Origin of the sequence: Endozoicomonas gorgoniicola (assembly GCF_025562715.2) — a bacterium.
In the GTDB taxonomy this organism is placed as follows: domain Bacteria; phylum Pseudomonadota; class Gammaproteobacteria; order Pseudomonadales; family Endozoicomonadaceae; genus Endozoicomonas_A; species Endozoicomonas_A gorgoniicola.
The window spans coordinates 3,162,195-3,185,437 of sequence record NZ_JAPFCC010000001.1 but is presented as its reverse complement, the minus strand read 5'-3'; the positions used below and the strand labels follow the sequence as shown (position 1 = coordinate 3,185,437).

Genomic DNA, 23,243 nt, shown 5'->3' with positions numbered 1-23,243 from the left:
AGATGTACTTCTTTGTCATTATTCAAACAGGTTAATACTGCATTCTTGAGGTTAATTCCCCGATGACCTTGTCATGACTCCTTATTTCACTTACGGCGACCCACCGACAGCAGAAGTGGTACAATCGTACAATTTAGAAGTGCCGCACATATTGTCTCTTCTTGCTGTAAGACATACGCAAAAATAACTGGTTCAGATTATTTACGTCTCGGGCGGTAGCGTATCTGAATATCTTTCCTGTGCTGGCTGCCGACCTTAAAGGCTTTTCCCGCAGCAACCTGAAGGTCATGCGAGCCTTCGCAGATGCCTGACCGGATTTCACCGCAGAGGCAATTGTCCAACAGTCGGTTGGACAAATACTCTGGAGCCAGAAACGCTTACTGTCGGCAAGATCAGTGTCAGGTGTCTTTGTGCCACTCTCTGCTATATTCATACCCCAACCAATAAAAACAGGTAGTCGTTATGGGGTTAGAAGCGAGAGTTGAGCGCCTTGAATCACACTTCGATTCACTGGATAGTGCCATTCGTAGTCTTATTACTATTACTGGTGAAACGCATCAGGTTGTTCTGGAAAACCAGCGTGAAAATCGCCTGAGATTCCAACAGATAGATAATAGGTTTGACCAGCAGGAACGTCGCATGGATAAATTGGAATCCTCTATTGATAAATTAGAATCCTCTATTAATGTTTTGGCAGACGCTACGCTTGCGGGCTTTAAACGTAGTGACGAACAACATGAAGAAGCCCGTGAACGCTTTGACCAGCTTGAACTTCTCATCCGTCAATCCTTTCCAAAAAACTAACACGCCACCTACCAAGCCGTTCTGCCCGACTGCTTTCGGCAGCGGGTAAACTTCGGGTTATAACAGTGCATAAGAGGGAATCAATGAGTGCCACTATTCGTAAAATCGGTAACTCCTCCGAAGTAATAATCCCTGGAGAGCTCTTGGGTAAAACGGTGTCAGGTCTTGCAATTTGCATAACTGCACAATGACTAAACTACGCACCGCCACTCATTAACAAGACGGAGTGTATCCGTGACAGAGACTTATAAAATCGTCGATATTCAGGAGGATATGGACAACCCGGAAGATCTCGGTACCAAAGAGAAGTTTTGGTATCGCTACAACAACCAAAAGTGGCTGTTTAAAAAATCTCGGCCTCTGACCGGTGAGCACTGGTCAGAAAAAGTGGCGGAGCAACTCTGCCAACAACTCGGCATCCCCCACGCCAAGTACGAACTGGCAAGATATCAGGGCGATATTGGCATCACCAGTTTAAGCATCATCGAAGACCGCGGAAAATGGCGAATGACGCTGGGCACATACGGTTTATAAAGTGCTGGGGATTCTGGATTCTGCCAAAACCCACAACCAGCCACCGGTCTGGCCCGGCCTTCCAGGCAGTCTGGATGCAGCAGGGGTATTTGTAGGCTAACTGTTGCTGGATGCACTTATCAGCAATCAGGACAGACACCATGAAAACTGGGCGATATTGCTTAATGGTGAAACCGGAGAACAGTTTCTATGCCCAAGCTATGACCACGCCTCAAGCCTTGGATGTACTGAGCCGGATAAAAACATCTGGCCCGGCTGACAACAAAAGACAAAGGCCGAAGACCGCCCGGTACTGGCTGGAGCAACTGAAAATGCTCGACAAAGACAGAATATGCAACATACTGGCCAAAGTACCCGAAGAAGTCACAACACCCGCAGCCATGCAGTTTGCTGAAAAAATCATTTTGGAAAATAGAAGGAGCCTGTTATGCGCTCTCAATTAAACAGTGTGTTTCTAGCCTGGCAAGACCCGAAGGAGCGAAGCTGGCACACGGTGGGTAAGCTCACTCAGAATAACCAGCTTTTCGAGTTCCATTACACCCGTGGCGCTTTAACCTCTGAAGCCTTTATTCCGTTCTCCGGCATGAATGACCTTCAGGCCACTTATCAGTCAGACAGCCTGTTTCCCCTGTTTGCTAACCGGGTATTGTCTGAGCGCAGGCCAGAATACAAAAAACTGCTTTCCTGGCTGGGGCTTGCCGATGAAAAGCAGAGCCCGATTGTTATCCTGTCAAAAACCGGTGGCATTAAAAGTACTGACAACCTTCAGGTCTTTCCTGAAGGAGTATCATCACCAGAAAAAGGTTTTGATATTGATTTCTTCGCACACGGCCTGCGCTACGTTACCGACTCCGCCCGTAGCCTGATTAAAAGCTTAAAGGTTGGTTACAAGCTGTTTTTGATGAAAGGTGTCCACAATGAACATGGCGGCCTGACCATGGCTGTTCGTACGTCAGATACACCAGAGATTATTGGCTATTGTCCCCGTTTTCTGGCTGACCGGTTATCCGATGCTATGGATGCGGGGGCAGAGCTGGACTTATCGGTTGCCCGTGTCAATGCCGATGCGCCTCTTTATTACCAGCTGATGTGTAACCTTAAAACCGGTGCCATTCCAGCCGGTACACCGTTTAAAAACAATGAGTTTTTAAAGGTTTCCGATAAAATCCATTGATATGCCACACTGCGATCATTCATTTGCCGTTGTGGTTTTTACCTTTGCCGCTATTAGCCTGTTTCAATAAAACACCAACTTTATTTTGTTGTATGAACTTTTTCAAATATTCTTGCCTGGCTCTTTTTCTGTTCCCAACGGTCTCATTTTCTTCTGTTGAAATTTCATCAGAAGACGCTGCCTTTCATATAGGAGAAAGCGTAATAGCCTGTGGAACCATTCAACAAACCACCCGGTTCAGGAGAGGCGTTTATCTGAATATGGATAAACCTTATCCACACCAGTCCCTGACCCTGATTGTATGGGAAAATGATATTAACAATTTCCAGAATCAGTTTGGGGAATTATCGAATATAACCGGAAAAGAGGTATGTGCGCAGGGAACGATTACTCAGTACAAGGGCAGAAATCAGATTAGCCTTGGGAATGCTTATTCTTTGAAGGTTGATTGAGTTTTTTTTGATTTAAAGCAATTAAAGATAAGCGACAAAAGTTCAGTATAACTTATTAGTAATACAAACCAAACACAAATTAATTTTTTAAACCTGTGAATAATATCAGGTCTTGAGCCTTTAAATATATTATTGCAAGACCTGACATCTAGTTATGAAGGAGATTTTATGAGTACCAGCGCAGTCATTGCAGGAACTGGTTTTGAGGGAAGAGACGAAGTGATCAAAAAACACTGTAAAAATGGTCTCAAAGTGATTTTGGGAAGAGAACCAAATAATAAATATGACGAAAATGCAATTGCTGTATTTATTGTTATTCCAAGATTGTTTGGTTTGTTAGGTATTTCAAAAAAGAAGATTGGCTATATAAAACGAAGCAGAGCCAAGCCCTTATCAAAGAAAATAGATTCTGGTGTTGCTGTTTCTGCCAGAGTAAAAAGCTTCTATGCTCCTGAAGGACGGGAGTATCCGAGAGTAACCATAGAACTAAACTATTGAAAATAAAACTAGGTCAGGTTTTGCATTTGTATAATTACACAATGAAAGGCCTGATCCCAATTTTAATAAACAGATAAATACCCAGAAAGTCATGCAAAATAGTAGATACCGATAAATCTGGTGAAATTTAATTAATAATGGTTGTTTAATGACAAAGTTTATCCAAAAATATAGAATATTTTGTATCTTACTTTCAATAGCTTTGGTCCTTTTAGGATTCATAGGAGTCCTAAATGGAAAACTTACGGGTCTTATAATTTCCTGAATTCGTATCATAAGTGCATAACCTCTGTAACCAGAGGATTGTTTCAGAACCTTTGAAGTGAATCAGAACTCAGGGGTATTCTGTAAAGCAACCAAACCATACAGAGGAAGCCAAGGATGGCCTATACACACCTGAGCTCTGAAGAGAGATATTATATCGAAACTGAACTCAAAAATGGGACTTCACAAAACAAAATTGCTAAAAAGCTTGGCCGTTCACAGCCTACCGTGTCGCGAGAAGTAAACCGCAATAAAGGGCAAAGAGGGTACAGGCACCAACAGGCTAATCGCACAGCTCGGCAGCGGCACAAAGATAAGCCAAAAGCTATTAAGCTGACAGACGACATTAAACAACGTATTTCAAACGATATCCGTTCAGATTGGAGTCCTGAACAAGTGGCTGGAAGGCTTGAAAAGGACGGTGTAATCAAGCTGCATCATGAGACGATTTATCAATTTGTAGCGGATGATAAACGGCGCGGAGGCTCGCTCTATAAGCACTTGAGGCACCAGAAAAAAACTTATCGAAAGCGATACGGTTCAGCTCATAACCGAACCGGTATACCAAATCGGGTTGGCATTGAAGAACGCCCCGAAGTGGTCAACAACAGAGAGCGAGTTGGTGACTGGGAAGCTGATACTGTAATAGGTAAAAATCATAAAGGAGCCATCGCTACATTAGATGAACGAAAAACCAAGCTTCGCCTTGCTGTCCCTCTACCAGGCAAGAAGGCAAAAGCGGTTAAACAGGGAATAATTGACGTACTCAAGCCTCTGAAAAGGTTTGTAAAGACAATAACATACGACAATGGAAAGGAGTTTGTTCAGCATGAATCAATTGCCAAAGCTTTAAAATGTGACAGCTACTTTGCTGCCCCCTACCATTCTTGGGAAAGAGGCCAGAATGAGAATGCTAATGGTTTGCTAAGGCAGTATTTCCCCAAGTCGATGGAGCTTAATGGCGTGACAGAAAAAGATGTCATCATTGCAGTGGATAAGCTGAACAACAGGCCAAGAAAGTGCCTGGGCTACAAGACTCCTTATGAGGCATTTAAAGAGTCAACTGGAATAGATGCAAGAAAAGTCATGGGTTATGCACTTATGACTTGAATTCAGGTTTGTTCAATACCGGGTTTATTGTTAGGTGCTTATCTTTACCTAACGAGCCAAAAGCTAGGAAAGTATGGCACAAAGTTTTACTCCAACAATGGCAATGTCGCAGATGAGCTTCTTAAATGGCATGAGTTAAAAGAAAAAGGTGTAATATCTAATGAGGAGTTTAAAGTAAAAAATCTGAATTAATGAAAGAGTAACATGTCAAACGGTGTCAGGTCTTGCAATTTGCATAACTGTACAATGAAAGACCTGACACATAATTCCACTCGGATTTTTGTCCAGTACAAAGCAGCAACTCTTTCCCGATCCAGAACTTTGCACATTAGTCAATCTCGTTTTTCATTCCTTCTTCCAGATAGCGAAGTTGTGGAACAACTTTTGTGGCTTCTATAAAGGCATCAGTTTTCTCAAAAATATCTTTTAGTTCTAGCAAGTGAATTTCAACATTCTTAATTGATCTGTGACCAAACAATCGTTCTTCAAATGTTTTCTTAAAGCCAACACCAGACAGCATAATACTTATATCAGCTTGATGATATTCAATGTCAGAAAAATACTCTCTTGCATCTGATCTATCGAGCCTTGAACTTCTTAGTTTGGATTGAAAATGTATTTTTGAACCATCTTCCATTTCGAAGAATCCATCTACACCATCATCAGCTCCTCTTGGACCGGGAGTCAGGCCAAGATGATACGCTATTCTTTGGCCTATTTTTTGCTTGCTGTTATTACTATTCTGAAGAATTGAAGAAACAAGAAAGTATGTATTTCTACTCATCAGTGTTTGCTGTGTATAACTTTACAGAAAGATTTGAGTGCGAAATGAATAAGAATTATATAATACTTTTCATCTAGCTGATTTTTTTCTATCGCTTTTGTGATACGTTGTTTGTTTTTGAAGGTGGGAGTGAACTTTATTCTCCTACCGCTAGCTTCACTAACATCACTTTGACTTACATTTTCAGATTCATTTGTTTTGTAAAAATATGTGATAGCACTATTTATTGCAGTATCCAGATCCCACTCCATAAAACTTTTGATATCTTTTATTAACTTTATGGACTGCTCATCCAGAGAAATAGAAAGAATACCTTTGTCAAAATCGCTTTGAGTTTTGGAGCCTTTAGAAATAGCTTTAATATAGTTGTTATAATTTTCATTGCTCATGGCTGATGACCTCATCTATTAGTTTCCTGATTGAATAGTATTCCTCATTCAAATCCCAAATTAATTCACACTTTCTTAACGACTCATTGAATTCTTTTCTTAGATAGGGTAGACCATATCCTATGTAAAGGTTAACTGGTAAGTTAGTCATAGAGCCTATAATTGATTCTAAATCATGATCTGCACCCATTTGAACGATTTTTACTATTGCAGGGTAACACACAATTCCTTCCATTGACTGAATTAGAGTAAGAGTATCTTTTACATGGCTGATAGATAGGTATTGATCATCAATAGGGATCAAAATAACATCAGGTGATAATTCAGTTATGACTTGTAGGGCATTCTGAATTTGAGTGTCAATATCAACAACAATATTATCATATTCAGCATATGCGCCATTTGTAGATAAGCTAACCCTTTCTGGATTCCATAAGACATCTACATCGTTCATACCTGTATCAATTTCTAAGTGTCTTCAGAGTAGTTTTACCGACTCCTCCCTTATGCTGTGCCACAACTATTTTCATAAACCTTTCTGCACCAAATGACAAATATGCATGCTGCACTGATTTTATATAATTTTGAACTTCCTTTGTAGCCTAACGTTTAGTCGACACCATAAAACGCCTAATCCCTTGTCGGACAAATGAAACCCTGTGGGGTGACCTCAATGCCATGATGAACTCCACCGAGCAGCTGCAAAAACAGTTGGGGGAGATGATGGAACAGGCGGCCACCCAGCGGGTGAATCAGTCCCGCAAGACTTTCACGACCTTGGAAGAACTCGCCGCCACAGGGTTCTCCCCCAATGCCGCACATACCAACGAAAGCCTGCAGGCCAGCTCGGACTATCTGCAAACCCAGACAGAAACCATCAAACAGCTCCTTGAAGATGCCGTCAGTGACCTGAACAACAACGTCCGGGATATGGTTGAAGAACTGGTGGTGGGTGCCCGTTCTATAAATACAACCATGACGGAAGCTAATCAGAATCTGGTGGCCGATACCACTGATGTGCGTAACGCTATGATGAACTTCACCGAGCAGCTGCAAAAACAGTTGGGGGATACGGTTTAGCTCGCTGTATTTGATCAATAGCCAGATAAGAGACTACGCCTTTTTCAGCTATGCAACGATGCACTAACCTTGGTGGACATGATTGATTCCATGCCGTCGCATAACCTGACAAATAGCTTGAACCGGAGTGTTGACGATGCCTGATTCCCGACTAAATGCAAAAGATATTTTTAAAGAAAGCAACATGCTTCTTTTGACCAAAAGCCAGTTTTTTCAAGATACAACCAAGATAAAGGACTCGATTTTAGAGTCCAGTATCCGGAGAGTTGGACGTCGATTTTTCGGTTATGTCTACAAAAGTGTGCTTGACGAAGATGTTCCTTATCTGTTCGAAAATGGTATTTCTCCAGTTATGCACGCTGTTGAGAGCGGGCTATATTACTCACCCGGAGAAGGGGGATATCACTCTCGCGTGGAAAAAGTGCCCGGTAAAACGTATGGCTACCCGTTAACGGACTTATCTACTGTAGAAAATCTGAGAAGTGCACCATGTCTTGTCACTTATGTATGCCTTTTTCAAGCTTGCTGCAGCTGCCATCTCATTTCCAAATCAGTATCAATGTGTTTACTGGATATCAGGGAGTTAGGAGGCACTGTTCGTGACGAACCATGGGTCAGCGATACTATTCTACATAATATACGCGCTTTCTCGGATCTCGATATGGACCATCAAGCGTTCGCCAGATTCACCATTGACAAAGATATTTTTGATGTGGCCATTACGTACCCTGTTTCTAAATCAAGAATCGTAGGAGTCATTAAAGGCTTTCCTCAGTCGAACAGGTCGCTACATCCACAACGATTTAAACTTTATGTTAACCCGGAGTATGCCGGGGGAATGGAGGGTGCCAGGGCTGTTGCGGAGAGTTTTAATGGAGGAAGTGAATGGGAGATGATTGATGTTGATGCCTGACTCGCACTCTGGGCGTTACGGTTTAGCTCGCTGTATTTGATCGATAGCCAGATAAGGGACTATGCCTGTTTCTGCTATACAACGATGTACTATTATTGGGGGGGCGTAGATGATGGAGCAGGCGGCCACCCAGCAGGTGAATCAGTCCCGCAAGACCTTCGAGGCCATGGAAGAACAGATTCGACAGCAGGTCGGAATGACTGGGGAAACCGTTGATAAGCAGCTGAAGATGATTGACCAGTCTATGCAGCAGGAAGTAAACCGGGTTATGACCGAGATGGGTCAGGCGCTGGCCCAAGTAACTGGCCGATTCACTAAAGATTACACCAGGCTGACCAAAGCCATGCAGGAAGTTGTGAGGCAGCAGGTGGCATAATGGAACAGATTTTCGGACAAAAGAAAGAAGCCAGTGAGAACGGTGAACACTGGCTGACCATCTCTGACCTGATGGCGGGCCTGATGATGGTGTTCCTGTTTATCGCCATTGTCTTTATGCTTCACACCCAGAAAGAAAATGAAAAAATTAAAAGCGTCGCCGTCGCCTATCAGGAAAATCAGGTGGCGATCTATGATGCCCTGATGGATGAATTCCGGGATGACCTGCCTGAATGGGGTGCCGAGATTCATCAGGAAACCTGTAAAAGCCCCTGAAGATATTCAGCTTGAGGACATTGAAAGCTGGTGTCTATTGACCTGGCCTGGCCAAGAAGAAAAGTAGCTGTGCTGATTAACCCTGAAGATCAGTCATTTCTGCAATCCGCTGGCTGGACGGTATTTACCTTGGGAGCGGCTATGAAGCAGTTTGAGGCTTTTCAGAATAAGGTTCGGTGACGAGCGTTTTGTGTAGGGGGGCTGAAGGTTAGAATGTAACGACAGTTAACAACGAAGTTTTTATGGTGCTTTTAAAAACATTATGGTCTATTTTTTTATGCGCTTCTGTATGTATTCATTACTAGCGTAGGCGTTTGAACAAATGCTCCATAATCACAAATATTTTTTATTACTCCTGTTTACGCTATTTGGAGTTTTACTCAATAGTTTTCCTGTTGTTGCCGAGAAAAAAACCTACGAATATAAAATCAAAGGGAACGATGAGCCCGTACTTTTGACCGAAGAGGGAGAAGAAGGAGATAGCGACGGTCGCACATACAGGTTCTCCTCTTTGACCCACTATTATTTGCGTATGGAGTCACAGGAGGGCGTTAGTTATAACAACTGCAACTGTGATGATTGTTCTCACGAAGCCAGTTCTTCATCTCAATCCCAGGGGCATCGGACAAGCTGTCCTGCTCATAGCATTTTTAGCTATAGGTTCTCTGTTGATCGCACCGGCAACACCGAGGCTAACGCTGACCCCGAAAGGAATAATGCAGAGGGTGGCAAGACTATGGCTATGAATCTGAATGACATTCTGCGCCCCCTGATAGAATACTTCAAAAGCCACAGGGGAAGCAGAAAAATCACAGAATACTTTTTTGAAGATAGTAGGCAAAGAACACTGGAGCGACTGAGGGTGAGTACGAGTACCTGTTTTCCCAATTGTAGAAAAACGGTGTGTCAATCTTGTCAATCTCATTTTTTACCAACGGCAGCTTACTTTTCGAAGAGAATGGCTGTTTTTATACCTCCTGCTGTATTGATTAACTCTCCTGACAGCGAAACTCCAGATATATCGCCCCTCGCATATATTTTAAACCCTGATAGTACTTCTGATGGTCAAGGATACCCGGAGGAAATTTCATTTGAATTACTTTTTTTAAGAATGGATGACGCTCAGTCTAGTCGGGAAGTCGAAGATGGTATCGTGGGAAATTACCGCATCAATCTTTTCGATGGCCAGTTCAGGCTTACAATACCAAGGGAAAATGCCAGCGATTTTGAAGTGACAGGCAATATTTTTCCTGAACCATTCGAAAGACCGAGATTCGAAAGACGCCCTTTGGGGGGGCCTCCCCGCAGGCGTATGGATTCGATGTTCATTCCGTCAATGGATCCGCCAGAAGGCCCAAGATTTGGGGGATATCATTCTCATATTATGCGTCGGGGAGAGAGTATGACAGAGGAGGAGCGCCGCCAATTTCGACTCCTTCCGAAAGCTGATGCGCCTGAAGTACCGATTGAGTCTGCAACATTACCTGATCCTGACGAGGGGTCGAATTCCGGAATAATGGTATATGAGGCAACAGTGATACTATTGTTTTTGATCCTTACATTCTCTGAATGGGCTGATATATAGCTTAACGGTTCAGGGGTAGCAACAACTAAAAGACGATGTTATTTTCGGTTAATAACCATATCAGGCAGGGAAAACTGACAATACTATAAAAAATCATATATGTCGCACACTCATGCACTGGCGGGACGGACACTTTATGAAAGAAAAATCGACGGGGATGGTACACTGGCTATGGTTGAGTCTGATTGTGGTGGTGCTGGATCAGGTATCAAAGCACAGTGTGGTGGACAATTTTCACCTGTATGAGCAGGTGACCGTTATTCCTTCCTTCTTCTCTCTGACCCTGGCTTATAATACGGGTGCTGCTTTCAGCTTTCTCAGTAACCAGGAAGGATGGCAGCGCTGGTTTCTGTCCTGTGTCGCAATGATTGTCAGTCTTTTTCTGGTCAGCTGGCTGCGGAGGATGGAAAAAGGAGAAGGCTGGCAGGCTTGTTCCATGGCGCTGATTCTGGGAGGCGCTCTTGGAAATTTATACGATCGTATTGCTCATGGTTACGTCGTCGACTTCCTTCTGGTGTACTATAAGGACTGGTATTTTCCATCGTTCAATGTGGCTGATGTTGCTATCACCATTGGTGCGGCTATGTTGATTCTGGATATGTTCCGGAGTCAATCCCGTCTGGAACGGAAAAAGTCTGAAAGTCGCCAATAAGCAGCCATGGGCGAATGAACAGCCATGAACGAACGGAAAACGTTCGTGGTCAAACTAAGCGTTTAGTATCGAGCAGGTATCATAATAACAATGTCAGAAGTCTCTGCACTAGCCATAGGAGCAGGTCGCCGGGTGGCACTGCATTTCTCTCTCCAACTGGATGACGGTCAGGTGGTCGACAGTAATTTTGGCGGGAATCCAGCCTCTTTTATTGTTGGTGATGGCAGTCTGCCCGCTGGCTTTGAACAGGCCATTCTGGGTATGAGTGCTGGGGATGAGGGGGTTTTCAGAATCCCTCCGGAAAAAGCCTTTGGCATGCCCCATCCGGATAATCAACAGTCCTTTCCCAGGTCCCGCTTCGCAAGCGATATTCAGCTGCAGGAAGGGCTGGTTATGTCTTTTGCTGACGCGAGAAACAGCGAGCTGGCTGGAGTGGTGACCGCTTTTGATGATGAACGTGTTTTTGTAGATTTTAATCACCCCCTGGCAGGCAGGGAACTGTTGTTCCGGGTAAGGGTGGTTCAGGTAGAGAATTCGTAATGAAAATCAGGCTGGCTAATCCCCGTGGCTTTTGTGCTGGTGTCGACAGGGCTATTGATATTGTTAACCGCGCGCTGGATGTTTTCGGGCCACCTATCTATGTACGCCATGAAGTCGTGCATAACAAATATGTCGTGGATAACCTGAAGCAGCGCGGCGCTATTTTTGTTGAAGAGCTGGATCAGGTGCCAGATGACGTGATCGTTATTTTCAGCGCCCACGGTGTGCCTCAGTCTGTTGAGGCTGAAGCGGAGCGTCGCGGACTGAAGGTGTTTGATGCGTCCTGTCCCCTGGTCAAAAAAGTACACATGGAAGTGGTACGTTATTCCCGTTCCGGTAAAGAATGTGTGCTGATTGGCCATGACGGACATCCGGAAGTGCAGGGTACCATGGGGCAGTACGATGATTCCAAAGGCGGCAGAATGTATCTGGTGGAAACCGCTGATGATGTTGCCGGACTTGAAGTTCAGGACCCGGAACATCTTTCCTATGTAACCCAGACGACACTGTCCATGAACGATACGGCAGTTGTCATTGAAGCACTGCGGCGGAAGTTCCCGAATATTCAGGGACCCCGTAAGGATGATATCTGCTATGCCACCCAGAACCGTCAGGATGCGGTGCGGGCGCTCGCCGATGAATGCGATATTGTGCTGGTGGTTGGCTCGGTGAACAGTTCCAACTCAAACCGCCTGCGGGAGCTGGCAGAACGAACCGGAGCCAGTGCTTATCTGGTCGATGGGGCTGATGATATTGAGCCGCAGTGGTTGCAGGGCAAACAGGCAATAGGTATAACGGCAGGGGCTTCGGCACCGGAGGTCTTGGTTCAGGGCGTGATCAGGCGGCTTCAGGAACTCGGTGCCGAAATGCCGGAAGAGCTGGAAGGCCAGGAAGAGAATATTGTTTTCACCATGCCGAAAGAGCTTCGTATGGTAGAGGTGGGCTGATATTTCTGAGCGCTGTTGTATACCTTAATTGATTCAGTGTGACGCGCAGGCCGGGTCGAACGCTCAGGATGTCCTATTTCGCTCGACCCGGTTTGAACCAGAAAATATCAGGTGTGTTGATAGTTTCTGGTTAGCTGCTTATGTGATTGCACCCCATATGATTTTTTGGTTTTGCCCTCTTTTGGCAAGATCACCTTTCTTTCCTTCAGGTGCTGTATTATCACCAGTGGTCTCATCTGTCGTCTTTTCGGTTTTTCTCCTGGCCTGCGACTCCTCATACGCTTCTACAATCAGGCGAAGTGCGTTACAAAATTTTGGATGCTGTAATTTGAACATTAGAAGCTCAGCTTGTTCTAAAGCATCAATGTTACTTGTTTGAATTCCATTGTTTGCCTGACTCCCTTCAGGTGCTTCGGCTTTATTGCTTGCTTCACCCCCGGTGGCGGGTGTTTCGGATTCCTTCTTCGCTTCACCCCCGGCGGCGTGTGTTTCGGATTCCTTCTTCGCTTCACTCCCAGCGGCAGGTGCTTCGGCTCCAGTGTTTGCTTGACTCCCGTCAGGTGCTTCGACTGGCGGTTCTTCTGAATTGGCCTGATACTCCGGGGTCGCCTGATCGTCAGGAGCAGTCTCACTGTTTTCTGGAAAGTTTATTTCCATAAATGTAAGCATCATCCGGTTGATTAAACGGGCAACGGAGTTTGAAGTCTCTGCTGAGTTTTCTGCGCTGTTTGCCACTGCTCCGGCAGGTGCTTCATTGCCTTCATCTTCCTGATGACTGGCAGGTGCTTCATTACCTTCAATTACCTGATGACTGGCAGATTCGGAAGAAGCAGTTCGCAGTTTATCTAAGTAGCCCTGATCACGTAATGCCTGCATGACATTATTTATCGGCTCGCCGGAACCCAACCGGCTCAGTATTTCAGTCAACACATTGCGAGCCGTGATGGCAGAATCGCCTTGTTCATTTTGTAACACGGTTCCAGACCTTTGGAACATATCTGCCATAAGGTCAGGAAGCCCTTCTTGTTCACCTTGATCGGGATCGGCTGTCTTTTTAATGTCATCAGACTTGTAAACCAACATGATTAGGTCCAGGGTCAGATCTGAAAGCATTATCGATTGTTCGTTTGTAGCGTATTTGACCAGCTCCTGTAGAGCTTCGATAAGTTGTTCCAGATTCACCGCAATAGATAGAATGTTTACCATTTTCGGCTTGTTTGTACCGTTATTTTTGCCAGGATCTCTGCCATCGCCACCATTACCTCCTAATGACTGGGAGCCCTCTCCTTCTTCCTGATTTTCATCACCCCCTGAGTCTGAACTCTTTCTGCCTGAACCGCACTTGCCTGGAAATATACATTTCTTCGAAGAACCGATTCCATCGGTCGGAGGCTGGCTCAGATCGCCTTCGTCTACCAGACGGAGGTCAACAATTAATTCGTCCTTGCCATAGTCGTTTTTTGCATGGCGAACGCCATCAATGGCGTAAGAGTTATTGGCAAACGGACTACCGTACTGAATGTTTGATAATATTTTAGTGGTTGCAGTCAGCATAGGGCCGTCAACCACCAGCCTTGCTGTCTCCCGGTTCTTCGCAATTAGCATTTTGCTTTCGATGCTTTTGGATTGCTTCGCCAGAGATGAAACTTTATATGTGGAAGGAGGCAGGTCTATAGTCTGGCTGATTTCCACGCCTCCCTGTAAGCAGGTGATGGTAACTGCGCTATAACTGACCCATCCTTTTGCCTGATTGCCGTCGCAGCCTGCCAGGGCCTGATCCAGTCCAGGGAGTGGGTCAGAGAAATCATATGGGTCAGAAGAACCATAGAGCGTGATGCTCCGCGCTCTAATACCATCATGTAGTGAAATATCACCAATCACTATTCTGGGTGCTTTTCGAGCAGTCTCTTTATCTGAGACAACCGGGACTGTGAGACCGGCAGTTTTTTTTATGCCCGCAAAGACATCTGGTGTGTTTAAAAGCATTGCTTTATCTAATAATGACTGGGCTTCAATACTAACGGACAGTCCAGCCAGAAGACCGACCATCGCTCCGGGGATAACGTTCATTTATTACCTCGTTCTTAACTCTCGACTGGTAACCATGGAAGTATTGTTTATATTTGGCAGGCTTCCATAAATGCGTTGAACTTCTTCACACTTAATTACCAAAGTAGGTGTTAATCCTTAGTTCCATCATCAGGCTGACCAAGTAAATTGATGCCGGTCAACGCTGAAAACATGAAAAAGAGGAGGTCTGGCAATGAAAGGAACGCAGGTCACTCAGAGACTTATCAATAAAATAGCAGTACTGGATATTGAGAATGCTTTTGCTCGTGCGGTGGTTTCCCTCCATGGTGGCCAGGTATTGAGCTTTCAGCCGCATGGCGAAGAGAAAGTGTTGTGGCTGAGTCCGGACGCTGTTTATGGTGAGGGCAAAGCCATTCGTGGTGGTATTCCTGTATGCTGGCCATGGTTCAGCAAGCGTGCCGAAGGTGGCCCTAATCACGGTTTTGCCCGTACCAGTCTCTGGCGTTTAAAAGAGCAGGGAACTCTGAAAGAGGGGGAAACACGTCTTCTGTTGTCTTTACCGGAAACGACACATGCCGCCTGGGACGGTTCTGCCAGTCTGGAAACTGAAATCATCATTGGTAAAGAGCTGAAAGTCAGTCTGACTATGCAGAACATTGGTGAAAAAACGGTGGCTATCAGTCAGGCGTTGCATACCTACTTTAATGTTTCAGATGTTGAGGCGGTCAGCGTGGAAGGTCTGGCTGGCAAACGTTATCTGGATGAAGCGGATAATCAGAAAGCCTATGTCCAGCAGGGCGATGTGACCCTCAAAGGTGAAGTGGATCATGCCTATCTGAATACCAGCGATACCTGCACCATTATCGATCCGGGTCTGAAGCGCCGGATTATGATTCGCAAATCCGGCAGCAACGGTACCATTGTCTGGAACCCGGGGGCAGAGCTGGCTCAGCAGATGGTTGATGTGCCTGACGAAGGCTACCGTAATATGGTTTGTGTCGAAACCGCGACCCTGCCTGCACTGGCCGTGCAACTGGAGCCTCAGGAAACGCATACCCTTTCTACCTGCATCTCTGTTGTGCGCTGATCAGTAAGGGCAGGGAGCTGCCCTTTCCATTATTTTCATCCACCGGGCTTATCGCCATTTTTTTGCCAGCCCCGGACACCTGTTTAACAAACAAAGCACCCCCTGTGTCAGCATAGTTGTCATTGCCACACCAGTGTCAGTTGCCTGACGCTGAAGGTCGGCTATGTACTTTTTCCTCTTGTCCCGCTATCTGCCCTCTTATACCAGTTGCAGTTTCATCTGCAACAGAGCATGGCTAGATTGGAATTAAGAACACAGATTCTTCCATGGACAGGATTATGCAGTACATGTCTGAGCAGTCAGGTCTTACCCTTCCCGAAGTGGTCATTACGCTCTTGATTTCAGCCATCCTGGTTTCAATGGCTGCCCCCGCTCTGAGAACCTTCGTCGCCAGCCAGCGAGTCTCTTCTGTTGCCCAGGAAATCTACACCAGTTTTGCACTGGCTCGCAGCGAAGCGGTTAAGCGTCGCAGTGCGGTCTCACTCTGTGCGTCTGCCGATGGTGTTATTTGCAATAACAGTGGCGATGACTGGAGTTCAGGCTGGGTGATTTTTACAGACGCCGATGCCGATGGTGTGCTGGAGGCTGGCGACGAACGCCTCAGGGTTTTTTCCGCACTGCCTGAAAGTCTTTCTCTGGAATGGAATCAGGGGGTTAATGCTGGTTATAGCAGCAAAGGTTATGCGCGCAAGGCCGGGAGCTTCTCTTTATGTGAACAGGGACTGACAGGGGAAGAGGTCAGGCAGGTGGTTGTCAGTCTGACTGGGCGGGTTCGGGTAACGGAACCTGACCGTTGTCCGGAATAAGGTGTAAGGGAGTGTTTATGCAGGCAAGTAAACGTTCAGCCGGTGTTGGCCTTATTGAAGTACTGGCCGCACTGCTTGTTATTTCTATTGGGGTTCTGGGAATGGTGGGGTTGCAAACCAGAAGCCTGCAGCACAACCATGTGGCTTACCTGCGTTCTCAGGCGGTGATTATCGGTAATGACATGATGGACCGGATCCGGGTCAATCGCAGCCTGTCGTCAGTCAATGACGACTATGTGGTTGAACACGGACGGTTAACGGCGGAAGAGTGCAGCGCAGAAGCCTATCCGGACGACTGTGAGACAGGAGCCTGCACATCAGCTGAACTGGCTGAATACGACATAAGGCAGTGGAAGTTTCACATGGCCTGCGTACTGCCGGACAGCGATGGCAGCATAACCATCGAGGACTCTGCATCAGGTCGCATATATGTGATTTCCATGCAGTTTGATGAAAGCAGGGGACAACAACCTGCCAGAGAAGTGGTAGTAAGGAGTGCGCTGTGAGGCAAGCCGGAGTCTCTTTAGTTGAACTGTTAGTGGCAATACTGCTTGGGCTGTTTCTGATAGCAGGCATTGGTCATCTGTTTCTCAGTGCGAACCGTACTTATCTGTTGCAGGATGAGCTGTCACGGATTCAGGAAAACGCGCGCTTTGCCATGGATTTGCTGGCACGGGATATTCGCATGGCAGGCTATACCGGTTGCCCGGCAGAAACGCCACTGGCCAATACGCTTTATACCACCACGGACACACGGGAATGGATGACCCACTTTGATAAAGGGATTATGGGCATCTCCCCGGCAAACAAGAGCCGTATCGACAGTTCAGCTATCTCAGAAGCGATTGTTATTCACAAGCTGGATGCTGAGGCGGGGCAACCGGTGAACAGTCATGCTTCGTCATCTGCCTTGTTGAACGTTACCAGTCATGGTGTTGACCAGGGTGATATTCTGGCACTGGTCCCACCTGGCTGTGATCAGGTATCGGTGTTCAAAGCGACTGATGGAACTGACGGGTCGTCAATATCCCACGCCGCAGGCTCGTCAGGTACCTTGTATAACTGTACTTCACAGCTGAAGGGCAACTTTAACTGTATGGACAGTGCCGCAGGAGCTGAACCGTACAGCCATAAAAACTCATTACTGTTTCCTGTCACTTCGGTAGCGTATTACCTGCGAACCAGTAACAGTCAGCCAAATCTCTATCGTAAATTCACTGGTGAATATACGTCAGGTAATGCACGTTATGCAGAATCTTTGCTGGAGGGGATCGAAGGGCTTTCGTTTTTATATGGTTATGACTCGGACGGGAACCGCACTCCGGATCAGTATCGAACGGCGGATTCCATTGGCCTGTTCAGTAATGACTGGACAAATGTGGTCAGTGTACGTCTGGAGTTGTTAGTTCGCAGTTTGTCAGAAGTGGCCGAAAAGCCACAGCCGTATTTTTTTGCAGGGGTGCAGGTAACGCCAGCGGATCATTACATACGACGTAACTTTGTTATGACCGTTGAGTTAAGAAACAGGGTGCAGCCATGATTCGGTCAGGAAAAGAGCAGGGCAGTGTATTGCTGGTCAGCCTGGTGTTGCTTCTGATTCTGACCATAGCCGGAATGGCATCCATTCGCATTACCAGCCTTGAAGAAAAAATGACCGGTAATTACCGTAACGAACAGTTAGCCTTCCATTCGGCTGAGGTCGGGGTACTGGAGGCCGAGTCCTACGTAGTCAATACGTTGCTGAACCCTTCAGATTTTTCACCGGATTGTGACAACGGACTGTGCTTTGATGGTGTTGATCAGTCTGATCCCGGAACCTGTTCAGCCATGACATCCTCCCCCTGGCAAGAGCAGGCGCTCTGGAATGATGCCGGACGCTATCGAACAACCACAATAGTGCTGGACGGGGTAGCGGCACAGGCAAAATATATTGTTGAGTTCCGCTGCTACCTTCCCAGAGAGACTGGTGGGCCTGAAGCTGATCCGACGGTTTATGATGACTGGGCTGAGTTTTACCGCATTACGGTATTGGCGACCGGAGGTTCCGGTGACGCGAGAGTGATGTTGCAGACCACCTATAAAAAGAACCGTTAAGAATAAAAGTTATTGTCAACGCAGAAAAGGAGTGCTGCGATGATTCAGTTTCTGAAACGATATACGGCAAGGTGTGTGTTGGGAATGTTTGGATGCACAACGCTTTCATCCACACAAGCTGAACCGACATCGCAGCTGTATTCTGCTGTTCCACCGCTATTGAGTAAAAACTCTGAACCACTGGTGATGCTGGTGATGTCTGTGGATCATGAACTTTTTAAGAAAGCTTATCCGGATTACTCCGATCTGGATGGTGATGGTCAGCTGGATACTACCTATAACGACCAGTTTGATTATCTTGGGTATTTTTTAAGTGACTGGTGTTATAGCTACAACACATCATCAGGTCGTTTTGAGCCTGAGCTTCAGGCAACAGGAGACAATGAGCATTACTGCGAAGGGGCGGCTTCCTACTGGAGTGGCAATTTTCTTAACTGGGCTACCATGTCGAGGATAGATATTCTTCGTCGTGTACTCTTTGGTGGCAAGCGATCAACAGATACCAGTTCCGCAACGGTTCTGGAACGAGCCTACCTGCCCCGTGATATTCATTCGTTTGTTAAGGTTTACAGCGGATCAGATATCGGCAAACTGACGCCCTATTCCAACACAGTCAGTCTGTGTAATCTGGCCACCTCTGAAAATGGAGAACCCAGGGTGCGGATTGCCAGTGGTGCCTGGAATCGCTGGGCATCCACAGAAGTGAAACAATGTCAGTGGGGAGCGTCAAACAGTCCGTCAACCTATTACAAAATGGATGAAATGACCGTCAGGGTGAATGCCTGTGTCAGTGGTAAAGACAGCGTTTCAAGCCGTTGCAGGGAGTATGGTTCGAACCAGTATAAGCCGACGGGCTTACTACAACGCTATGGAGAAGACGGCAGTATTCGTTTTGGACTCATCAGCGGCAGTTATGACAGGAATATTTCCGGCGGTCTTCTGCGGCGAAATATTTCTAAAATCGGCGGGAACTCCATCGCCAGTGATAACGAGATCAATTTAACGGACGGGACGTTTAATCACTCTGTCAAAGGCATTATCCACCATATCAACACCTTCCGGATCGCTAAATACAGCTACAGCCAGAATAAATACACGGATTGCAGCACCTACGGAATATCTGTCAGTACGTTCAAGTCTGGGCGTTCAACCAGCTCTAACCGTCATTGCAGCAACTGGGGCAACCCGATAGCAGAAATGTACCTTGAGGCGTTAAGGTATTTTGCGGGGCGATCAGCGCCCACTCCGGCATTCAACACCAGCTCAGATACCGCCTTTGTCAGCAACCTTGCCACTGAAACCTGGTTGAATCCGCTATCTGCTGCCAATGCCTGCGCCAACTGTTCCATCATCCTGCTGTCCACCGGGCTGAACTCCTTTGATGCCGATGAGCTGGGCAGTAGTGCAGAGCTGCCAGGGTTATCCGGTGTCGCTTCCGTCGACAGTAAAACCGATGAGGTCGGGAATTATGAGTATGGTGGCAGCTTTGCTGGTGAGTATCTGGTGGGCGGTACCGGAAGTACACGACAATGTACGGCGAAATATCTGAACGGGCTGTCAGAAGCGCGGGGGCTTTGCCCGGAACTGCCACAACTGGAAGGCAGTTATCATGTATCAGGTCTGGCATTTTACGGCAATCAGACGGATCTGCGCAGCGAGCTTGAAGGCGTGCAAAGCGTTAAAACCTATGCGATTCAGCTGGCCGACAGTATGCCCGGTTTTACCCTGAATGCAGGGGGCAACCCGGTTACCTTTCAACCGGTCTGTCACACCAGCTCCAATTTTGGCTCTGGCACCAATTTTTATGGCAGTGGCAGCGACTGTACGCTGACGGATGTGGTGGTAGAAGACTCAGTGCTTGATGGTCAGGGCAACCCGGTAGAAGGCAGCCTGCTGTTTACCTGGGAAGATTCGCTCTGGGGCAATGACTTTGACTATGACGCTTCTTCCCGGATCAAGTATTGCGTTGGTAACCAGTGCAACATAACCACCGACTCCACTTTGAAAACCACAGGCTTTCTTGACAATGAACTGCGTATAGCGGTTCAGGTGGATGGGGTTTATGCCGGATTGAACCTGCGCTTCAGTTATACCGTGACCGGCACCTACAATGACGGGTTACAGAGTGATTTTGTTTACAAGGGGTCATCCGGTTTTAAAGCGAATAACTATGTAGCCAATAATGGCGCTGCGGGCGTTTTGCCCAAACCCCTGTTCCTTGCGGCTAAATATGGCGGTTTTCTGGATATGGACGGTGATGGCAGCCCTGCTAACAGCTCCGGAGACAGCCGTGAATGGGATACTCGCAATAATACGACAGGTTCGGCAGGGGCTGACGGGTTGCCAGACAACTATTTCTTTGCCCGCAATCCTGCTTTGCTGGAAGCCCAGTTGGGGCAGGTATTACAGGATATTGCCAGTCGAGTGTCGTCTGCTACCAACACGGCACTGTTATCCAACAGTCATACGGGAACCGGAGTACTGTACCAGGCACTGTTTCAGCCAACGCAGGAATACAATGGTCGTACCATTACCTGGGGAGGGCTGCTGCATAGCCTGTTCGTTGATAGTAAAGGATTACTGCGTGAAGACAGTAACGGTAATGACAAGCTCGATGATTATGCAACGGATTATATCGTTGAACTCAAGTTTGACCCTAACGCCAACCAGACCATGCTGCAAAGGTATTCCACGGATGATGAGGGAAAGACCCAAACCGTTTCCGGGGCTTTGCAGTCGTTGTCCTCTTTGAAAACCATCTGGGACGCAAGGGATCAACTTGCTCAGGTTCAGGACGTTATTACTCAGCGCCATTATGATTCAAGTGCGGATAGCGGACGCTATATTTTCACCTGGCTGGATGATGATAATGATAGCGTTGTGGATTATGGAGAGTCTTTACCCTTTACAGCATCCAGTTTTTCCGGCAGACACGGCTATCTGGGCGTTTCTGCCGCTGAAGTGACGACAGTGGTTAATTATGTCAGAGGGGAAGAGATCAATGGCACCCGTTCACGAACCATTGATTACAACGGTGACGGGATAGACGAAGTGTGGCGTCTGGGCGATATTGTTCATTCTACGCCACAGCTGGTGGCTGCTCCCGGCTCGCGCTATGACGCTTTATACAGCGATACCACCTATCAGGCTTTCCGTTCACACTATCTGAATCGTCGCCATGTACTGTATGCCGGTGCCAACGATGGCATGCTTCACGCCTTTAATGGCGGCTTCTGGGATGAGAACCAGTATGCCTACAACACGACCGGCATTCACAGTGAAACTCATCATCCATTAGGCTCCGAACTCTGGGCCTATACCCCTATGAACCTGTTGCCACACCTGAAATGGTTGCAGGAACAGAGTTATCCCCATGTCTATTACATGGATGGTGAACCACTGACGTTTGATGCCAATATTTTCAATGCGGCGGACAGCAACTATCCCGGAGGTTGGGGAACACTGCTGGTGGTGGGAATGCGTCTGGGCGGTGGAGCCATTGACACGGATGTGGGTGGAACCACTCGTACCATGCGTTCGGCTTTTGTTGTGCTGGATGTCACTAACCCTGAACAGCCGCCAAAACTCATTGCTGAAATCAGTCATCCTGAGCTGGGTCTGACCACTTCTAAGCCAGTAGTGGTTAAGCGTCGTATTCCGGATACAAACAGTAGTGGTGAGGCTGACTGGAGCAAAGACGTGCTGACCAATGAGTGGTACCTGGTCTTTGCTTCAGGTCCCAATGGCGAAGGGGAAACCGGAATCAGGGAAGCCATCAATGCCGGTAAGAGTGATCAGAATCTGAGGGTTTTTGCCTATGACCTGAAAACCCGGTCGTTTGTTTCCGGTCTGGACCCACTGGTTTCAGGTTTTCCCGCAAGCTATGCCGGAGACCTGACGGTTGTGGACTGGAATGGTGATTATAAAGATGATGTCGTTTACTTTGGCAGTGTGGAAACCAGTGCAGCTACGCTAGGTGGAGAGTTGGGTGGAGAGTTGGGCGGCAAGCTGTTGAGGCTTCAGATAGGTGAAGAGATTGCCCGGTCGCAGTTGTCTGTTCTGGTTGATAACGGGCAGCCCGTAACCGCCGCTCCCTTCACTATAAAAGACGCGGATAGTTACTGGGTTTATGCAGGTACCGGGCGGCTGCTCACTTACAGTGATAACAGCAGTTCAGGACAGCAATGGTATTATGGATTCAAAGAGCCGCTGAGCAGCAGTCGGGTTTTAAACTACAACACGGTCAGTTTAACTAATGTCATTGACACTACCGATGTTGGCGTGCTGTCGAATGGAAACCTTGCTGGAGATTCGTTTAAGGTAGATGGTGTTGATATCAAAAACTTCGACACCCTCCGGTCTGTTATGCAGTCTAAATCTGGCTGGCGTATACGACTGAATCACGATGGGCAAAACCCTGCAGGAAGAAATGTTTCCACTTCCAGTCGTTTATTCTCAATGCTGCTCTTTACCGAGTACCAACCATCCCTGAACCGTTGTCGAGCCGATGGTCGGAGTTATCTACACGCTGTTCATTACCAGACAGGCACGGCTACGCCCAATAATGTGATTGACTACGTTGATTACAGTGAAGATGAGGATGTCTACCTTTCGCTGAGCAAAGTGTTGTTAGGCGTTGGTTATGCTTCAGCACCGGTGATTCATCAGGGGCAGGAAGGGCGTCGGTCAGCAGTAACCCAGGGGGCGGGTGGCAGTATCGACCGGCAGACCCTGAATTATGGCTTCTCATCGTCTGGCCGTACCTCCTGGCGACAGATATTTGAAATTCCATGGCTGGGTCAGTAATACAGAACCTGATAGCCAGCTAGGAGCCTGTCGGACTTAAGA

26 protein-coding genes are annotated in these 23,243 nt (G+C 46.9%); 22 read left to right on the top strand and 4 right to left on the bottom strand.

Annotated elements, in window-relative coordinates; translation table 11 throughout:
* The first annotated feature begins 462 nt into the window (after positions 1–462).
* From NX722_RS14730 to NX722_RS14700, 7 genes are all read left to right on the top strand, one after another.
* The gene (locus NX722_RS14730; RefSeq protein WP_262563598.1) at positions 463–804 is read left to right on the top strand and encodes a hypothetical protein; all 342 of its coding nucleotides are present in this window, start codon (positions 463–465) and stop codon (positions 802–804) included.
* Positions 805–1,038: 234 nt separating this feature from the next.
* On the top strand, positions 1,039–1,338 hold the full coding sequence (locus tag NX722_RS14725; RefSeq protein WP_262563597.1) for a hypothetical protein: 300 nt from the start codon (positions 1,039–1,041) through the stop codon (positions 1,336–1,338).
* 140 nt (positions 1,339–1,478) lie between these two features.
* Entirely contained in the window at positions 1,479–1,781 is a 303-nt protein-coding gene (locus NX722_RS14720; protein WP_262563596.1) for a hypothetical protein, read from the top strand.
* Entirely contained in the window at positions 1,766–2,512 is a 747-nt protein-coding gene (locus tag NX722_RS14715) for an HIRAN domain-containing protein (protein WP_262563595.1), read from the top strand. Before NX722_RS14720 ends, NX722_RS14715 begins: the two co-directional genes overlap by 16 nt.
* A 260-nt stretch (positions 2,513–2,772) precedes the next feature.
* Positions 2,773–2,964 carry a hypothetical protein gene (locus NX722_RS14710; protein ID WP_262563594.1) on the top strand — a complete coding sequence of 64 codons (192 nt, stop codon included), beginning with the start codon at positions 2,773–2,775 and terminating at the stop codon, positions 2,962–2,964.
* A 168-nt stretch (positions 2,965–3,132) separates the two neighbouring features.
* Positions 3,133–3,462: an HIRAN domain-containing protein gene (locus NX722_RS14705; protein ID WP_262563593.1), complete on the top strand. Its 330-nt coding sequence runs from the start codon at positions 3,133–3,135 to the stop codon at positions 3,460–3,462.
* A gap of 381 nt (positions 3,463–3,843) precedes the next feature.
* Positions 3,844–4,836, top strand: coding sequence for an IS30 family transposase (locus NX722_RS14700; RefSeq protein ID WP_262563592.1), 993 nt, complete (start codon positions 3,844–3,846; stop codon positions 4,834–4,836).
* A 328-nt stretch (positions 4,837–5,164) separates the two neighbouring features.
* Here NX722_RS14700 and NX722_RS14695 read toward each other — a convergent pair whose 3' ends face one another.
* From NX722_RS14695 to NX722_RS14685, 3 genes are read right to left on the bottom strand one after another with little or no spacing between them, the layout of a single operon-like run.
* Complete coding sequence (locus NX722_RS14695; protein ID WP_262563591.1) at positions 5,165–5,620, bottom strand: hypothetical protein; 456 nt, start codon at positions 5,618–5,620, stop codon at positions 5,165–5,167.
* Positions 5,620–6,009 (bottom strand): hypothetical protein, encoded by a 390-nt coding sequence (locus tag NX722_RS14690; protein WP_262563590.1) that lies wholly within the window; start codon positions 6,007–6,009, stop codon positions 5,620–5,622. The genes NX722_RS14695 and NX722_RS14690 overlap by 1 nt, the downstream gene beginning before the upstream one ends.
* Entirely contained in the window at positions 5,999–6,463 is a 465-nt protein-coding gene (locus tag NX722_RS14685; protein WP_262563589.1) for a hypothetical protein, read from the bottom strand. The genes NX722_RS14690 and NX722_RS14685 overlap by 11 nt, the downstream gene beginning before the upstream one ends.
* Positions 6,464–6,687: 224 nt before the next feature.
* Between NX722_RS14685 and NX722_RS14680 the strand changes: the two genes are divergently transcribed.
* The 9 genes from NX722_RS14680 to ispH all read left to right on the top strand — a co-directional run bounded on the left by NX722_RS14680 (position 6,688) and on the right by ispH (position 12,377).
* A complete protein-coding gene (locus NX722_RS14680) occupies positions 6,688–7,089 on the top strand; it encodes a hypothetical protein (protein ID WP_262563588.1) in 402 nt (133 codons plus the stop codon).
* A gap of 136 nt (positions 7,090–7,225) precedes the next feature.
* Positions 7,226–8,002, top strand: a complete 777-nt coding sequence (locus NX722_RS14675; RefSeq protein WP_262563587.1) for a hypothetical protein — start codon at positions 7,226–7,228, stop codon at positions 8,000–8,002.
* A gap of 109 nt (positions 8,003–8,111) precedes the next feature.
* Entirely contained in the window at positions 8,112–8,378 is a 267-nt protein-coding gene (locus NX722_RS14670; RefSeq protein ID WP_262563586.1) for a hypothetical protein, read from the top strand.
* Positions 8,378–8,653: a hypothetical protein gene (locus NX722_RS14665; RefSeq protein ID WP_262563585.1), complete on the top strand. Its 276-nt coding sequence runs from the start codon at positions 8,378–8,380 to the stop codon at positions 8,651–8,653. The genes NX722_RS14670 and NX722_RS14665 overlap by 1 nt, the downstream gene beginning before the upstream one ends.
* Positions 8,654–8,683: 30 nt before the next feature.
* Positions 8,684–8,833, top strand: coding sequence for a hypothetical protein (locus tag NX722_RS14660; protein WP_262563584.1), 150 nt, complete (start codon positions 8,684–8,686; stop codon positions 8,831–8,833).
* 142 nt (positions 8,834–8,975) lie between these two features.
* Positions 8,976–10,238, top strand: coding sequence for a hypothetical protein (locus NX722_RS14655; protein WP_262563583.1), 1,263 nt, complete (start codon positions 8,976–8,978; stop codon positions 10,236–10,238).
* Positions 10,239–10,374: 136 nt separating this feature from the next.
* Complete coding sequence (lspA, locus tag NX722_RS14650; protein ID WP_262563582.1) at positions 10,375–10,890, top strand: signal peptidase II; 516 nt, start codon at positions 10,375–10,377, stop codon at positions 10,888–10,890.
* A 90-nt stretch (positions 10,891–10,980) separates the two neighbouring features.
* Positions 10,981–11,430 (top strand): FKBP-type peptidyl-prolyl cis-trans isomerase, encoded by a 450-nt coding sequence (locus NX722_RS14645; RefSeq protein WP_262563581.1) that lies wholly within the window; start codon positions 10,981–10,983, stop codon positions 11,428–11,430.
* The gene (ispH, locus tag NX722_RS14640) at positions 11,430–12,377 is read left to right on the top strand and encodes a 4-hydroxy-3-methylbut-2-enyl diphosphate reductase (protein ID WP_262563580.1); all 948 of its coding nucleotides are present in this window, start codon (positions 11,430–11,432) and stop codon (positions 12,375–12,377) included. Before NX722_RS14645 ends, ispH begins: the two co-directional genes overlap by 1 nt.
* A 138-nt stretch (positions 12,378–12,515) precedes the next feature.
* Here the strand turns inward: ispH and NX722_RS14635 are convergent, their stop codons facing one another.
* Positions 12,516–14,426, bottom strand: a complete 1,911-nt coding sequence (locus NX722_RS14635; RefSeq protein ID WP_262563579.1) for an ICP22 family protein — start codon at positions 14,424–14,426, stop codon at positions 12,516–12,518.
* A 214-nt stretch (positions 14,427–14,640) separates the two neighbouring features.
* Between NX722_RS14635 and NX722_RS14630 the strand changes: the two genes are divergently transcribed.
* From NX722_RS14630 to NX722_RS14605, 6 genes are all read left to right on the top strand, one after another.
* Positions 14,641–15,495 carry a D-hexose-6-phosphate mutarotase gene (locus NX722_RS14630; protein ID WP_262563578.1) on the top strand — a complete coding sequence of 285 codons (855 nt, stop codon included), beginning with the start codon at positions 14,641–14,643 and terminating at the stop codon, positions 15,493–15,495.
* Between the two features lie 287 nt (positions 15,496–15,782).
* Positions 15,783–16,301: a GspH/FimT family pseudopilin gene (locus tag NX722_RS14625; protein WP_262563577.1), complete on the top strand. Its 519-nt coding sequence runs from the start codon at positions 15,783–15,785 to the stop codon at positions 16,299–16,301.
* 17 nt (positions 16,302–16,318) lie between these two features.
* Positions 16,319–16,807, top strand: coding sequence for a type IV pilus modification protein PilV (gene pilV / locus NX722_RS14620; RefSeq protein WP_262563576.1), 489 nt, complete (start codon positions 16,319–16,321; stop codon positions 16,805–16,807).
* A complete protein-coding gene (locus tag NX722_RS14615) occupies positions 16,804–17,841 on the top strand; it encodes a PilW family protein (RefSeq protein ID WP_262563574.1) in 1,038 nt (345 codons plus the stop codon). The genes pilV and NX722_RS14615 overlap by 4 nt, the downstream gene beginning before the upstream one ends.
* The gene (locus NX722_RS14610) at positions 17,838–18,395 is read left to right on the top strand and encodes a pilus assembly PilX family protein (RefSeq protein WP_262563573.1); all 558 of its coding nucleotides are present in this window, start codon (positions 17,838–17,840) and stop codon (positions 18,393–18,395) included. The genes NX722_RS14615 and NX722_RS14610 overlap by 4 nt, the downstream gene beginning before the upstream one ends.
* Positions 18,396–18,434: 39 nt before the next feature.
* Positions 18,435–23,201 (top strand): pilus assembly protein, encoded by a 4,767-nt coding sequence (locus tag NX722_RS14605; RefSeq protein WP_262563572.1) that lies wholly within the window; start codon positions 18,435–18,437, stop codon positions 23,199–23,201.
* The last annotated feature ends 42 nt before the right edge of the window (positions 23,202–23,243 follow it).